The sequence below is a fragment of the Calothrix rhizosoleniae SC01 genome, assembly GCF_900185595.1.
GTDB classification, from domain to species: domain Bacteria; phylum Cyanobacteriota; class Cyanobacteriia; order Cyanobacteriales; family Nostocaceae; genus Calothrix_A; species Calothrix_A rhizosoleniae.
The window spans coordinates 1-15,786 of record NZ_FYBH01000334.1 but is presented as its reverse complement, the minus strand read 5'-3'; the positions used below and the strand labels follow the sequence as shown (position 1 = coordinate 15,786).

Here is a 15,786-nt window from a genome sequence, read left to right as displayed (position 1 = left end):
CTTAGTTACATATAAATATGGTTTTGCAGCTGCAATAGGAATTATTCTTTTGTGGGAGAATTATGCTGTTAGAGCTGATGATTTTTCTTTGTTGAAGGAATTTAAAAAAGATAATAATTATAATAGCTTAGTAGCACAAGTTACACCTGATTCCACTATAGAACCAGAAGCTGATACTCAACGCGATCGCTTTTTGCAACCATTACCAACTCCCACTCCCATTCCTGAAGACAATCAGCCTACTATCAATGCTCCGGCGACTGAAGAAGTTAAGCCATCTGAAGAAGATCGCAGTTTCTTTGTTGAAAAAATCGAGGTTGTAGGGAATACAATTTTGAGTTCTGAGGAAATTATTCGTGAAACTCAACCTTTTGAAGGGAAGAATGTAACTGTCAAACAGTTGGGAGAAGTTGCGGATAAAATTACTCAGCTTTATCTAGACAAGGGTTATATCACATCTAGAGCAGTATTAGCAGACCAAAAAGTAACTGATGGAATTGTCAAAATTGCTGCGATAGAAGGAGGTGTGGAAAGCATTAATATCATAGGAGCAGCTAAAACGAAGAAAAGTTATATCCGATCGCGGATTCAATTAGCCAAGCTCGATCCTTTAAAAAAGAGTGAGTTGGAAGACCAACTGAGATTACTTAAAGCTGACCCGATATTTAAAAATGTAGAAGCAACTCTCAAAGCTGGCAAGAAGTTTGGTAAGAGTATTTTAGAAGTGCGCGTGACAGAGGCTAATCCTTTCAATGTGGCTTTAAACTTCGATAACTATTCTCCCCCTAGTGTGGGTTCAGTCAGATACGGAATAGGATTTGGTTACAATAATTTGACTGGTTCCGGCGATCAAATCTATGGTTCCTATAACCGTTCAACAACGGGTGGTGCGAATATTTATGATTTTGGCTATCGCTTACCACTCAATCCGATGGATGGTAGTTTACAGTTTCGTGTTGCAGTTAACGATTATAAAATTACCGACTCTGATTTTGCTGCTCTGAATATTGAAGGTAACTCAGAATTCTACGAAATTAGCTATCGTCAACCACTAATTCGCTCGACTCGTGAAGAATTAGCTTTGTCTATAGGTTTTGCATTTCGGGATGGTCAAACTTTTTTAGATAATCAACCCCAAGCTTTTGGTTTCGGACCCGATAGTAATGGTGTTACCCGCACGAGTGTATTTAAATTTGGGCAAGATTATATTAAGCGAGACAAACAAGGAGCTTGGACAGGGCGATCGCTATTTAGTTTAGGAACTGGCTTGTTTGACGCTACAACGAATGGTAGTTCTAATCCTGACGGTCAATTTTTGAGTTGGTTGGGTCAAGCTCAACGAGTACAACGACTAAATCAGGATAATTTGCTGATTGTCAGATTTGATGTGCAATTAACCCCAAATAGCTTATTATCTTCAGAACAATTTGTTATAGGTGGTGGACAAACATTGCGTGGTTATCGACAAAATGTACTTTACGGTGACAATGGACTGCGGTTGTCAGTGGAAAATAGGACTACTGTCATGCGTAATAAAGCTGGACTTCCCACTCTGCAAGTTGCACCATTTTTCGATTTTGGTACTATCTGGAATAATCCGAATAACCCCAATAGATTCCCCAGGGAAAAATCTTTGACAAGTCTTGGCTTAGGACTATTGTGGAAACCAATACGTGGTTTAAATGCACGATTAGATTACGCAATTCCATTAGTTGATATTCGCGATCGCGGTGATAATATCCAAGATAATGGCTTCCACTTTAGTATTAATTACACTACAGCAGGATTTTAATACTAAGGATATTCATAGAGTGCGTTATTGCCAGAGCATAGCGCACCATCACACCCACCGCTCATTATTTTGCTCTCATGGCTTTACCAAGGATTACCAATCATTGTAAATGCCGACCAATAGTAAGGATGAGTGAAATTAGTAATTTTATCTTTTGATAAATTTTCCACGACTTTTGGTGGTAAAGGTACTCCTCTAGTTGAAGTCCGTAACGGACCATTTTCTACTTTAATTTCTCCTTTGAGCATAGCTATTTGAGCTTGACGTAGTGCTTCGGATTTAGTTGAAACCTTTCTTAATTGTTGATAAAATTCAACCATTAATCCTAAAGTCGCACTGTCATCAACATTCCATAAACTACCCAACGCGGTTTTTGCACCGGTTTTAACTGCTAAACCTCCAAAACCTAATTCAGCTCCTTTCTCTCCCAATGCTGTGCGACAAGCGCTAAGTACTAATAGTTCTACAACTGATGGATTATTCAAATCTAATTGTCGAAACTCTGTTAGCTTCAAATTTTGATTCCATAGTTTAATAAAGTGATTGTCTGGTGAACCTTTACGGAAATACCCATGAGTTGCTAAATGCAGAATACCAAATGGTTGAGATTTATGGATTGATTTGAGCTTGTCAAAAGTAAAATCTTTGTTGAGAAAGTTTTTACCTTTCCATACACCTCCTGCGATGGTATTTACTTCTTGAGGTACAGCAGGTAGAGGATCATCATCTTTAAATTCAGACATCCCCATGGCTAGAACCTGAGCATTTCTTATGTCTTTGTAAGTTGTATCAGTTAAACTTAAACTAGGTGTAAAACCTACACTATATTTTTCTACTAGAAATTGTTTACCATCATGGAGAGCAGCTAAGGGAATGGAGCGCAGTTTTTCATCAGTGATGAAGAGTAAATTATTAATACCTCTAGTTTTTAGCTCTTGTTCTAAAGGTAATACCATCCATTTATATAACTGCTGAGAATGAGGTAAGAATTTATTATTATTAGGTTTCAAGACTGCTCTATAAAAAGCTTTAGCCGTATCAATTATTTGTTCTTTGTTGGCTGTATTTATGGTCTTGCGAATTGCTTCGCCATTTGCTGTAACAAGTACCAAATCTAGTCGATTAAATGTTCGGATTTGTTTATTCTGTTTGTTTTGTTTTGAAGCAATATTTAATTCAATGGGGTTAAAACTTGCATAAATAATTGCTGGGTTAACTCCTGCTTCTTTTTGAATTTTTAACAATATTTCACGAGCTTGAACTAAACTAACCCTCTCTCTTTTAGAAAAGTTAAAATATGATTCGTAAGCAGCTGCGAATTTGTTGTCAACATCAGAGAGAACAGAATCAATACTAATGGAAGGTAATTGATTATCAATAAATTTGGGCGGTTCAACTGGTAGTTGTTGTATATTTTGAGTATCTTCCTGTGATACTGCTGTAACTTCTACGGTTTTTGGTGTTGATGAAACTCCATCACTACCACTAATAATAAAGGCGTTAATTTTACCACCAATATTATTGGGGGGAGTATATTCTAATTTATCGCCAGGAAACAAACGAGTTCCTGAAGTTACAACTTCGCCATTTCTTGTCAGTCTTCCAGTGATGACTTCGTCTATTTGCACAAAAGTATTGTCCCCATCAACATCACTTAAGGATGTTTTTAAGTCCTCAAAAGTGAATTCGGTCGATTGATTTTCTGTAGTAACTAGTTTGAAGTCTGTTGTGAGAGTTGGTGGAGAATTAACTGATGTGATCGTAATACCATTGGGAGTATTATTAGCATTACCACCATTGGGAAGTACGGGGAACTCTTCAGGAATACCACCATAACCAGCAGTAATTCTTGAATTTACACCAGCATCAATATTTCCTTGAATCCCATTTTCACTTGCATCACCGACTTTAAATGGTACGTTATTTGGTCCTCCACTATGTGTAATTGCAATTGCACCACCATTATCATTGCTACCAAAAGAGCTTAGAGAACCGCCAATTTTGATAACACTACTGTTGCTAGTTAAAGTAATTTTCCCCCCATCACCAGAGAAACGACTGTTACTAGCAATTCCCGCAGCAGTAGTAATACCACCATCGGCAATAATACTAATTTCTCCACCATTCACATCAGCTTCACTAGCTATGCTGACTACATCATCTGAACTAACCGGATTCACAGAATTGCCAGTATTTCTCGAAAAAGCACTTTGTGCATTAAATGAGCCACTTGTACGAATGTCAATTTTACCACCATCTCCACCATCCAGATTTCTAGTACTAATTGTGCCAACAGTGATAGAAGTTGGAACTAGCTGATTTCCAATGGTGATGTTACCTGCTGGCTGTGCCCTGTCGTTACGTGCATTTAAACTACCAGCTACATTCAGAGTCCCAGGAGTATTAATTTCTATGGAATTGGCAAAGATACTATTGTTACTACCATTTTCAATTCCCTGAATATTAATAGAACCTTGACGGGAAATGATACTTACATCTCCGTTTTTGTTACTGTTATTAGAACCAGCTTTGATAAAACCTGTAGTAATGTTGCCGCTAGCGTCCACAATTACAGAATTGCCATTACTAGAAATAGATGTATCAATATTGCCTACAGCAACATCACCATTTATTACGGTAACTCCCGAGCCAGATAATGTAATAGTACCGTCACCATTATTTGTAAACCTATTTGCATTATTACCATTTCCTGCTGTCAGTAATTGAGGCAGAGATAGAATAGGTAAACTCCAAGTATTAGGTTGGCTTAGACTTGCTGGGAACAATTGAATTTCTAAACTTAGAAGACTTCCTGGTTCTGTTAAAGTAACCAAAGTATTACCAGAAACCGTTGCAATATTCACTTGGTTACCTGATAATTGTCCAGTATTAATGACAGTACCAGCAATTAAATTTAAATTACCTTCACTGACAGTCAAATCACCTCTAATATCAATACCTCCTGGCTGACTCATGGTAAAACCAAAAGCATCAGGATTACCAGTCAAAGCTGTATAGTTATTATCTCCAGATGCACTGAACCAATTATTGGAGCCAAAACGAATACCGTTAGCAGTAGTAGCTGTAAAATTTCCATTCACATCAAGAGTCGCGCCAGAGCCAAAAATGATTCCTGCAGGATTCATTAGGTAGAAATTGACTGGACTCTCAATCACACCATTGATGATAGAAGGGTCACCACCATTTACACGATTGAGAATGTTTTGAATACTACGATTTGTTACTTCAAAATCAACCGTTTGATCTTGCCCAACATTAAACTGATCAAAACTGTGGAAAAGGTTTACTCCCGACACCCTACCACCATTGACATCAATTAAATTGCCATTAGTTGTAATTTGCGTATTAGTATCGTTAGGGGCTGCTGGTGTAATTTGCGCTTTTACTAGTTCTGCATCTAGCAAAGCAGCCAAAGAAGCTAAAGCCAACCAGAAACTAAAATTCAAGAAAATAAATAAATGAAACCGAATAATTCTCAACATAAGAAAAATCTTCCATACAAGTTATTGACTTGTACTTTGTTTTGCTACGATTTGACTAATATATGCAATACTGATTTGCACAATTAAGATATTTAATTTAACTCCATTAATTAAATTGGCAGTATTAATTGAGATATACAACTAGCTAGTACTAGAACACATTATTTTTGCCTCATTAAAGGAGTGGGAGTATCTGACTCCCTATTTCCAAGCAGGGAGCGAGACGCTCCCACTACAATTGTTTTACCCATCACAATTGATGTGGTAGAAAACTGGTAGAGCATGGCATAAATAAACAGACGACTATTAACTTGGAATAAAAAGCTTACATTTTAAGCCTTTACACCTCTTGTCTTTTTACTCCTAACTTCACATACTAGATCAACAAATAAAATCTAATATCCTGTGTGGAATTGCACATTAAGACATCATTTTTTCACATAGCTACAAACTGCATAATTTTTCTCTCAAAATAGCTTTGTTTATCCTGTTATAAATGAGATAAAAAATTTGCTTCCATATTTACTGCATAGCCTAACTATACTTTTACCATAATGCATAGAAATATACAAGCAATCTTAGTTGTCTTCCTTTATCTCACATGCACTTAAAATAAAGTTTTTTATTATACTTATTATGCTTTGCGATTACGTACAAGTATTTACTTTCACAACAGTGTGAAAACTATTGTAAAACTTTGCGGAGAACTCAGCATATTTTCTGTAAAAATATATAGATGTGTATCTTAGTGTATGGGTTATTGTAAAAGATATTTTATAGAATCGAGAAAATACTAAGGAGTTGTCTAAAATGTCTTTTAAATTGAACTTAAAATATTTATTAAGTTTCCTTACTGTATTGAGCACTTTGGCTTTGACTGGTAATCAAACTGTTGCTAAAAATCGCTTTCCCACAACATTCCATTGTATTAGCCAGCGAGATGGTTCATTGGTTACGGTTGCTCGTAGAGGAAGGCGACAAACCAGTCCATTATTTATTTGGAAGAGTACTGGTTGGGGTCCGAAGTATCCACCCCAAAAACGTTGTAGGATTGTTGGTCAGCGCCTAACAAAAGCAGTTGCAGCAAATGGCGGAAAGTTGAGTGGGTTATACATGACTCATGGGATTGTCAATAAGTATCCAGTAATTTGTTACATTGACGATCCGAATGGAGGCTGCACATCTAGCAATATTTTATTAACTTTACCACTCTCAGAAAAATCAGTTCGGAAAAGAAATGAGGTTCTGCGTAGCATAGCCGAGTTCAGCAAAAAAGGTACTGGCAGTGCCTTAACTAGGGGTGTATTTTCTGTCGATATGGAAGATATAAATAATGCCTTCACGGAAAGCACTGTTGACAAATCTTCTAATACTCAAACATTTCCTAATACAACTCCCATTGTTCCTACTCGCAAAACTATACCTTCGTCACAAACTCCTGAAGAAGATATGAGTATTTAGAATCATAGTTGCATATAGTCAGTCTCTTTTGAACAATCCCCTACCTATAGGGGATTCGTTAGGGCTTGGTGTTCGCCTAGTGCAGCGTTAGCTGTAAAAGTCCTTTAGTTGGGGGTGGTGGAAAATTCCAGTGTGTTGTTAGTATACTGTAATACTTAAACTTATTCTTATTTCAGACTGCAATTGTGAGCTTCCTATCACTCGTGTCAACATCTTTGGGTATAATTTTTGCTAATATTTTTATACAAGCTTGTTCTTTATCCCCACCTGATGACTTGGTTATTTCCCTTAAAGCAGGAAAAAGCGGATATCCAATCAAGAAATCAGCACTAAGTAGTCAAACGCGAAATACCCCAACCCCAGTAACTGAAATTGCCAAACAAGTTACAGTAAGAGTATTAACTAAATCTGGTGCTGGTTCTGGAGTTATCATCTCTCGTAAAGGTAAAACCTACACTGTTTTAACTTGTCAGCATGTAGTAGTTGAAAGCAAGGACGCTAAACATAGCATTATGTCTGCTGATGAGAAAATTCATCCTGCAAGGTTGAAATCTGTACCCCAATTGCGTGGTTTAGATTTAGCTATAGTAGAGTTTGATAGTGAAAAATCCTATCGAGTAGCCAAATTAGGTAATTCTAATATTTTGTCTACTGGTTATTTGCTTTATGCCGCAGGTTTCCCTAATTATAATACTATTGATAAAAATACTATAGAAGATACTTTTGACTGGGGGATGAAGGCTTTTAAATTAACTCTAGGAAAAGTTAACTTAATTTTAAAAAAACGTTCTCTTCCTGAGGGATATAGTCTTGGTTATACTAACGAGGTTAAACTGGGTATGAGTGGTGGCCCAGTTTTAAATGAGAAGGGTGAATTAGTTGGGATTAATGGTCGCTTAAAGTATCCTTTACAGGGTATAGATGTTTTTACTTTTGATAATGGAACGAAGCCTTCTATTAAAGAATTTGAGAGAATGGAAGCATTAAGTTGGGCAATTCCTACAGTTAAATTTAGAGCATTAACTGAATAATATAAATTGATATCAAAACACTTAAAAAGTATAAAATTATATATATATTTAATTGATAAGTCCTAGGCAATTTTGTACAAATTTATCTAGAAAGTTTTGATTCCAATATGCTAGTTGCTTTGCTTGCTGTTGAGCATTTTGAGTGATTTGAGGCAGATAAGTAGTTGCATCTAAAAGTGTTTGTTTTATAAAGGGTGGTAATATTGCGATCGCAACTCCTAAATCAATTAATTTTTTTGCTGTTATTGATGTTTCTAAATCCTTAGGAAAAATAATCTGAGGAATTCCTGCTAATAAGCAAGTTATCGATGTTCCAAAACTGGCATGATGTAGTGCAAATGATTTACCTTTAAGGATACATTTTAAATCGCCAAAATTATAATTAGCTTTGAATGTATCTAATACTAAATAACGGTAACACCAATCATCCATTAAATATGCCCAAGCTTCACCATTTTTGCCCCAGAGATTTGGAGGAAATGGTGCGGAATGAATACCCACATAATCAGCTTTACCGCCGCGCACATCAGCATATGGATCTAATTCTGGAATAGCAAAAATAAAAGAGCGATCGCCATTCAGTAAACATCCCAATGAATCGTGGAATCCTGTAACTTGTTTGACATTTTCAACTACTCTTTGAAAACGTTTGATAGCATCATCTGGTATTGGTGAATCACGAAGGGGTGGAAATTTTTCTACTGGTGGCGGTACGGTAAAGCCATTACCAACTACAATAGTAGGAACTATGCCCTTAGCAGCTAATACTAGTGCTGGTGTATAATCAGCAATAATGATTGATGGTTTGACTATGTTAATGAGATTTTGCCATGCTTGAAGATGAAAATCTAAGGTTAGAACATCATTAAAACCAAACATATATAAAATATCAGTAAAAAATAACATTTATTATCCCCTTTGTTATCTAAAGTTTTAAAGATGGGTTGAGGTGCTTTGACTACCTTACCTGGAAGAGTTAGTCCTTTAATTTGGGAATTTTGCACAGCAAAAACTGATTTTATCCCATAATTTTGCAACTCATGAGCAATTGTAGCTAATAAATGTAGATGTCCTTGTCCTCCTCCAATTTCCCATGCAAGTAGTACTGTAGCCATTTCCCTATACCTCTACAAGATGAACTTGTATTTTTCTCGTTTTAAACCTAATTTCACCTAAAAACCTTAATCCTATAACATGATTTTGGCATCGCTTCCTGATGTCGCAATGATACATTTGAATATTTATAAACTAAAAGGTTTTAATACCGGACAGGATTCAGTAATCAGGGTAAACAAGTATTTATTATTACTTGATGCCACTTTGATGCTTAAGTGAAGGTTAATATATGGATGATTAGTCATCATGGGACATTATGTACAGATATCTTGCATTACAAATGGTCTAATGGTAGTCTGCGATCGCAGAAGCTTATTATTAACAGCACAAATTATTAATATTCAATAATTTATATTATGGAAATAAATCTTAATTATTCTGATTGAATAAAATAAAATTGAAATTTCTAGCTAGATTGCATAGTCAATAACCCACCGCTAATCGGAGTACCGATGTAGTGGGAGTATCTAGGAGGGAAGACAGATGACAATCAAAAGATAATACCAAAAAATTATTTTATTGATATTTTATCTCCATCTTCGACATCGCAATTTTCTACTCATTAACTAGGTTGTAATGAACACCCCATCTAAAGCAGATTCTTGGATTGGTCATTTCATTGACAATAATCAACGCTACCGTCTTGACGCAAGACTGGGTGGTGGTGGTATGGGAGATGTTTTTTTAGCAACGGATACCCGCGTAGGAATACAAGTAGCATTAAAATTACTTAAAGAAACTTTGGTAGGAGTTGACGAATTAACTAAACGTTTTGAGAGAGAAGTAACCATATCAGCAGCCTTAAAAAATTTACATATTGTTGAAGTCAGCGACTATGGAGTAACTTCCCAGGGTAACCCCTTTTATGTCATGGAATACTTACGGGGAAAGACTTTAGGGAAATTAATGCGAGAAAAACAATATCTCTGTGTGGAAGAAACAGTCAATATTATTAGCCAGGTTTGTGAAGGATTGCGCTATGCTCACCAAGGAGTACCTCTGCGGCATAGTGATGGAAATAGCGAGCATATACGGGTAGTGCATCGCGACCTCAAACCGGATAATATTTTTATAGTTTCTACAACTGGGGGTGACTTAGTAAAAATTCTGGACTTTGGTATTGCCAAAGTTTATGGTGACTCCCTTGAACAAACAAATTTAACTAAAACTACCACTTTTTTGGGAACTGTTCGTTACGCAGCACCAGAACAACTTAGAGGTGATAAAGAAATTGATGGTAGAGCAGATATTTACAGTCTGGGTATCATTATTTATCAAATGTTAAGTGGGAATGACCCTTTTGGCTTTAGTACTCAACAACGTCGTAGCAATGAATCTTCTTGGATGTTAGCTCATATCTCCGCTCCACCCATACCATTAAGACAGCAACCTAGTTGTAAATATTTATCACCGGAATTAGAAGCAGTGGTAATGCGATGCTTGCAGAAAGAAGCTGATCATAGATTTACATCAGTGGAAGAATTGCAACAAGCATTGTTTAATGCAGCCAATGCTTTGGGAACTAACAGTGGAGAAAACTTAGTTGAGGGTACCATAGCTCAGGTACACAGACAGCAACCTTTAGAAATTGATACTCAACCAAATGTTTATTATCCACCTCAAGTTGACGAAACAGATGTTCAAAGTATACCTAATTCGCGATCGCCCCAAGAAGTTGAGTCAGAAAGTTCAAGTAAAAAATCGAGATTACCTACTAAACTTATTTTAAGTGTAAGTATTGGAATAGGGGTGTTTGGAGTAATCATATCCTACAATTTTATTCTTCCTTGGTTTGCACTACAAAAAATTGAAGCTTTATCTAAGAACGGGGATTTTATTGGTTGCATTAATCAAGCTTATAAATTTCCTCAAAATAGTTATTACTACTCAAAATCTCAAGGATATATGCAAGGATGTGTTAGTCAGGTTATGAAAAAATTAAAGATTTTTATGATGAAGGTAGATTCGATGAGTGTAAAGAGGAAGCGGAAAAAATTCCCCAAGATATTCCTAATTATTCAAGGGTTGAAAAGATATTAAATGAATGCAAGAGCATCTAGTTTTAATATACCAAGACTTGTTTGCGGAGAGAGCGATCGCTCTCTGTTTGGAATTTGAAAAAAATTTGAAACAAGGCAAAAACAATTTAATTTGTATATAAAAAGCGAGCAAGATGGTCACACTACAATAATCTATTTTTTCTATATTAAACTTTAGTAAACAATGGTTTACTAATAACACTACGGCTGATAATGATAGCGACAAGAAATAATTGTGAGGTAATCATCATCTACAGCATAGACAAGACGATGGGTATCATCAATACGACGCGACCAAAATCCAGATAAATTTTCTTTCAATGCTTCAGGTTTACCAATTCCCTCGAAAGGAAGGTTTTTAGTTTCTTTTATCAGTTTATTAATTCTTTTTAAAGTTTTTTGATCTTGACTTTGCCAATAAATGTAGTCTTTCCAAGCTTCATCAGTCCAAGCTAATTTGCGGTTACTCATCTAATAGGTTTTTCTCTACAACTTCACCTTGTTTATATTGAGCAATAGAGCGTTCTAAATGAGCAGCATTTGCCGGAGATTTCAATAAATAAACAGTTTCAAGCAAACTATTAAAATACTCAAGAGACATAACTACAGCATCGTCAGCATCTCGTCTAGTAATTATGGTGTAGTCTGCATCATTTACGACTTGATCTAATATGGCTTTTAGTTTGTTTCTCGCTTCGCTAAAACTTACTATTCTCATTGGTTAGACTTGTCTGCTTACTTGTACAAGTATAGCATGGTGAGATGTGTTAGTTTTGGGGTGTTGGGTTTCGTTCTTCAGTCCAAACTATACTCTATAATTTTGAAAGAATAGGAATAAATAAATTAGGAAACAAGCTGTGGTAAGCGTAATATCAGAGCATATTGAAATCACACCTGGTGTTTATGGAGGAAGACCTCGTATTGCTGGTTTTGAGTATTATGGGATTGTTTATTGTATCGCTCATTCATATTGGTAAATTTCCTGTGTGCAAATCAAGGGTTTATGGCTGGAAAATTTTATCGACTAAAGTCTAATAAAATCTGACAAAAACTACTAATTGTGGTTGGTGCGTGACGCTCAAACTGCATTATTGACATTACAGAATTATCAAAGCGTCACACACCCTTCACCCTTGTATATTAAGAAGAGAACAAGGGGGAGGTTAATCGCACAACCCATGCTGCATATAACAAACCACGGCTTCAGCTGTTGGTAAATTAGTTGCTAATAAAACCTGGTTAATATTACACAATCTCAAGAATGTCTCTTCATTCGCTTGTCCCGGCTGGGGTTGTAATAAATCTCTGAGGAAAATCACAGCTAAAATCTCATCTGAGTTAATCAATGAAGCAATTCTTTGATATCCCCCAGATGTAGCTGCGGGTATTGCTTCGCTGACAATTATCCCTGTTTTCTCTTCTAGACTTTCACTTACAGAATCCCAGGTCATCGTTAAGCAACCAGAAAATAATTTTTGATTCTTTGTGACAAAGCTTACAAGTTCTGATTGCTTGCTTTCATGGGCAATTAATACTGTATATTTTTGAGTCACAACTGCGGGTAACTGACTTTCACTAGTGGTTTCTAATATTTCCTCTGGTTGAGTTTCTTCTACTGAAGCAACTTCTTCATCCTCAGTAGTAGAGACAATCTCATTGACAACAGGTATATCTTCTAAAACTTCTGTTTCAGAACTAGATTGTATATCTTCTTCTAGCTCATCGATTTGAGGATTTGCATTTGCATCTATAGTTGCAGCATCATCAATTACTGATTCCTCTGCTTCTTGATTTTGTGATTCTCCAGATTCTCCAATACCAATGTCGCCTTCTTCTAATGTAGGAATTTCTACATTATCTGCAACTAGTAATTCAGACTCGACCTCTTCTGTTGTGGAACTAGACAATTCCTCAGATTGATTACTTACCTCTTCTTGATTACGTTCTTGGACATGGGTTTTATCCAGTAATTCACCATCCAGTAAATTATCACTGACATCTTCTGAAGTTTCACGAATTAACTCTGCTTCTTCACTAACAATGTTGCGAGATTGAACGATTGTGTATTCTGGAGTCGCAAAGGCTTCGGAATCTTCTGTTTCTGCTATTGGAATATCAGGGGTAGCAATACTATCAGTATCAGATTCATCTTCAGAAGTTTGCACAACTTTATTTTCAATGAGCTGCGGTGCTACCAAATCTGGTTGTGGTGTTGTTATCTCTACTGCACTGTCAATCTGAACAGAATCATTAGTTTCAGAATTTATAACTTCAACTTCATCTGCTGTTTGCACCTCTTCTGCAATAGGAACACTTATATCTACCTCTGCGACTTCATTAACAACATCTTGGTTACTAAGAACTTCTGGCTTTTCACTCTCTATATTTTTTGTTGATGGGTTTTTAGCAAATAATGCTGGATTGATAATTCTAACCACCGTTTCTGCTGGTTGATCCATAGAAGCAGTGTCTTCCATCACTAAGACATAATCCCCTATACGGATAATATCTCCATCACTTAATAAATGTGTTTGATTTTGTTGAATTACCTTGTTGTTAACTATTGAGCCATTTCTACTACCGAGGTCACCAAAGTAATAATTGCCACTTTTATAGAAAAACTTACAGTGAAATCTACTGACATCTGGGTCATCTAAAACAAAATCAGCATCGGGAGAACGACCGATCACATATTCTTTACCTCTAGGGGTTTCTAAAGATAAATCTAGTTCTTGTATTTCGCTTAATGCTTGTGCATGACTAATTTTTACTTTCATAATCATTTTTGGTTAATTTTATTAATTTCTGTTACCCAACGCTTACGAGTAGGGTGTTCTAAATTCAAAATATCATCTTGCGACCAATGGAAATGATAAGCAATAAAAGCTACCTCCTCATAGAGATTTTCTAAGGGGTAGCTTATGACTCCCCCGCCAGTTCTAGCCTGACTGAAAAATGATGATTACAGTGGGGACATTGTGTAGGAATGTGGGGGTTTCCTTGTTGATTAATGCGATTATAAAATTCTCTGAGATAGCTAATATCAGCTAAAATTAAATTTTCGATTAAATCAGGGGTGACGACATTTAAGCTACCAAGGCGAGTAATGACCCGCGAAAGCATACATAAAGAACCGTAAGCGGGATTTTCCTGAACTTGACGTTCCTGTTGTACTAATATTTCATCTTTAGCAGTAGCTAAACGCATAATTCCATGACGATGCACTCTGTTTTTGTCGTCAATTAATCCTCTAGGAAGAGTAAAGTCAAATTCAGTACAGAGATGATCCTTTTTACGGGGCATAAGCAAGTATTTAGTGCTTTAACTATAAACAAGTGTTTGGGCAGAGTTTAAGGAATTTTCTGGGACAGAAACTTCTAATGGAGAATCTGATGTAGCAGTTTCTGTTGTTAATCCGTTGATTCGACGGTAAAAATCTTGTAAGTAGTTTAAATCTTCAGCAAAAAAATTTTCTACTATTGCCGGACTGACTTCTGATAAAGCACCCAAACAGTTAATTACTCTCGATAAAATAATGATAGTAGAATAAGCTGGATTAGCTTTAACTCTGGGATCGCGCAGGGGTGAAATTTCATCTATTGCTGTGGCTAATCGCATTACACCCTTACGGTGAAGATTACCTTCTGTGTCTAGGAATCCTTTAGGTAGGGTAAATTCAAACTCTGTTTGAAACATAATATATTCTTCTCCACAATTTTTTCTACTAAATAAAATATCTACGCTACTATTTCACTCGTTTGAATTCCTCAAAAGCAACTTCAATTTCTTCTATTTCAATATCGGAACTACGAGCATTAACATCAGCAATTTTATAACTTATTGGCCATGCACCAGCAAGTTCAAATCTAGCAAGTTCTTGATTTGCTTGATTGTAAACTGATAAAGCTAGCATTTTTCGCTGCTTACTCCATTTACCATTTTGAACATTTTCAAACCACTGCCAGAAATCTATAGAGTTAGTCATACCCTTACGCAAAGTGATATTGCCACTCTTAATGTTGCCTGGAAGCTTAGTTCTAACTACCATACCTTTTGCTTTCCCCTTTGCCCCCCATGTTTGAGAAGTTACTTCACAAATCTCAATGGCATCTTGGGTTCTTTTGAAACCTTGACATTCTAGAAAGAAACAATCAGCTTCTTTCTGACCATTTAATGTTAGTCCCAAATAGAAACGACTGGCAGTGAGAATTTCATTTTTTTTGTCGTTTGCTTGAGCCACTTCCTTAATATTTACTCCTTTACTGATGAAACAACACCAATACAACCTGATACAGCACTTTGCATGTAAATGAAGTACAAGGCTAAATACAAAAGCTTTTGTGGGATGGGCATCCCTGCCCGTCTGAATGTACTTTATTAAAATGAAATATGCTGTATAAATGAATTGAGAGTTTGGGAGTATGTTAAGCTCATGTTCCCATCCTCCCATTCTTTAATCAGTAGGTGAGATGAAATCATAATCCCACTATGCTTTAGGTATAGGAATGTTACTTCACTCTTTCAACACCCTCATGGACTAATTCAATAGTTTCCGTAGCCATTTCACCACCAGATGCAGTGAGAGTAGGACCTGTATATTTTACGGGATAGCAGTTTGCAATATTCCAACGAGCTGCTTCCTTATTTTGTTGATCGTAAGCAACTACTGATCCTGTTTTACGATTTTGAGACCATTGACGTTGGATCCCCATGTCTTCGTTACATTTTTTGTACCAGTCGTAAAGGTCTTTATCAACAGTTGCAATTACTTTAACTGTAATATTGGTGAATTTGACGACGGTGGGAGTTGCTTGGCGAAATATTTTACCTGCTTTAAGTAGGTT

At 36.2% G+C, this 15,786-nt stretch carries 15 protein-coding genes; 4 read left to right on the top strand and 11 right to left on the bottom strand.

Going from position 1 to position 15,786, the window contains the following annotated elements:
* Positions 1 to 1,792 (top strand): ShlB/FhaC/HecB family hemolysin secretion/activation protein (locus CALSC_RS20485; RefSeq protein ID WP_327331634.1); only part of this gene is annotated, 1,792 nt, incomplete at its 5' end.
* 83 nt (positions 1,793 to 1,875) lie between these two features.
* Here CALSC_RS20485 and CALSC_RS20480 read toward each other — a convergent pair.
* Complete coding sequence (locus CALSC_RS20480; protein WP_088243122.1) at positions 1,876 to 5,295, bottom strand: CHAT domain-containing protein; 3,420 nt, start codon at positions 5,293 to 5,295, stop codon at positions 1,876 to 1,878.
* 810 nt (positions 5,296 to 6,105) lie between these two features.
* Here CALSC_RS20480 and CALSC_RS20475 point away from each other — a divergent pair.
* Both CALSC_RS20475 and CALSC_RS20470 read left to right on the top strand, forming a co-directional pair.
* On the top strand, positions 6,106 to 6,756 hold the full coding sequence (locus tag CALSC_RS20475) for a COP23 domain-containing protein (protein ID WP_088243121.1): 651 nt from the start codon (positions 6,106 to 6,108) through the stop codon (positions 6,754 to 6,756).
* A gap of 203 nt (positions 6,757 to 6,959) precedes the next feature.
* On the top strand, positions 6,960 to 7,787 hold the full coding sequence (locus CALSC_RS20470) for a S1 family peptidase (protein WP_235006871.1): 828 nt from the start codon (positions 6,960 to 6,962) through the stop codon (positions 7,785 to 7,787).
* A gap of 48 nt (positions 7,788 to 7,835) precedes the next feature.
* Here the strand turns inward: CALSC_RS20470 and CALSC_RS20465 are convergent, their stop codons facing one another.
* Positions 7,836 to 8,693, bottom strand: a complete 858-nt coding sequence (locus CALSC_RS20465; protein ID WP_143288322.1) for a nucleotide disphospho-sugar-binding domain-containing protein — start codon at positions 8,691 to 8,693, stop codon at positions 7,836 to 7,838.
* Positions 8,642 to 8,902, bottom strand: coding sequence for a hypothetical protein (locus tag CALSC_RS20460; protein ID WP_088243119.1), 261 nt, complete (start codon positions 8,900 to 8,902; stop codon positions 8,642 to 8,644). Before CALSC_RS20460 ends, CALSC_RS20465 begins: the two co-directional genes overlap by 52 nt.
* Before the next feature lie 577 nt (positions 8,903 to 9,479).
* Here CALSC_RS20460 and CALSC_RS20455 point away from each other — a divergent pair.
* On the top strand, positions 9,480 to 10,943 hold the full coding sequence (locus CALSC_RS20455) for a serine/threonine protein kinase (protein ID WP_088243118.1): 1,464 nt from the start codon (positions 9,480 to 9,482) through the stop codon (positions 10,941 to 10,943).
* Positions 10,944 to 11,143: 200 nt separating this feature from the next.
* On the opposite strand, the gene CALSC_RS20450 is transcribed toward CALSC_RS20455, so the two are convergent.
* From CALSC_RS20450 to CALSC_RS20420, 8 genes are all read right to left on the bottom strand, one after another.
* Positions 11,144 to 11,413 (bottom strand): Txe/YoeB family addiction module toxin, encoded by a 270-nt coding sequence (locus tag CALSC_RS20450; RefSeq protein ID WP_088243117.1) that lies wholly within the window; start codon positions 11,411 to 11,413, stop codon positions 11,144 to 11,146.
* Positions 11,406 to 11,660, bottom strand: coding sequence for a type II toxin-antitoxin system Phd/YefM family antitoxin (locus CALSC_RS20445; protein ID WP_088243116.1), 255 nt, complete (start codon positions 11,658 to 11,660; stop codon positions 11,406 to 11,408). The genes CALSC_RS20450 and CALSC_RS20445 overlap by 8 nt, the downstream gene beginning before the upstream one ends.
* A gap of 445 nt (positions 11,661 to 12,105) precedes the next feature.
* Entirely contained in the window at positions 12,106 to 13,719 is a 1,614-nt protein-coding gene (locus CALSC_RS20440; protein WP_159460656.1) for an FHA domain-containing protein, read from the bottom strand.
* Between the two features lie 2 nt (positions 13,720 to 13,721).
* The gene (locus CALSC_RS28075) at positions 13,722 to 13,865 is read right to left on the bottom strand and encodes a DUF6760 family protein (protein WP_327331636.1); all 144 of its coding nucleotides are present in this window, start codon (positions 13,863 to 13,865) and stop codon (positions 13,722 to 13,724) included.
* Positions 13,862 to 14,245 (bottom strand): hypothetical protein, encoded by a 384-nt coding sequence (locus tag CALSC_RS20435; RefSeq protein ID WP_088243114.1) that lies wholly within the window; start codon positions 14,243 to 14,245, stop codon positions 13,862 to 13,864. Before CALSC_RS20435 ends, CALSC_RS28075 begins: the two co-directional genes overlap by 4 nt.
* Before the next feature lie 18 nt (positions 14,246 to 14,263).
* Positions 14,264 to 14,638, bottom strand: a complete 375-nt coding sequence (locus tag CALSC_RS20430; protein WP_088243113.1) for a hypothetical protein — start codon at positions 14,636 to 14,638, stop codon at positions 14,264 to 14,266.
* A gap of 49 nt (positions 14,639 to 14,687) precedes the next feature.
* The gene (locus tag CALSC_RS20425; RefSeq protein ID WP_088243112.1) at positions 14,688 to 15,392 is read right to left on the bottom strand and encodes a phage tail protein; all 705 of its coding nucleotides are present in this window, start codon (positions 15,390 to 15,392) and stop codon (positions 14,688 to 14,690) included.
* Between the two features lie 58 nt (positions 15,393 to 15,450).
* Positions 15,451 to 15,786: phage tail protein (locus tag CALSC_RS20420; RefSeq protein ID WP_143288321.1), on the bottom strand; the 336-nt coding region annotated here is incomplete at its 5' end.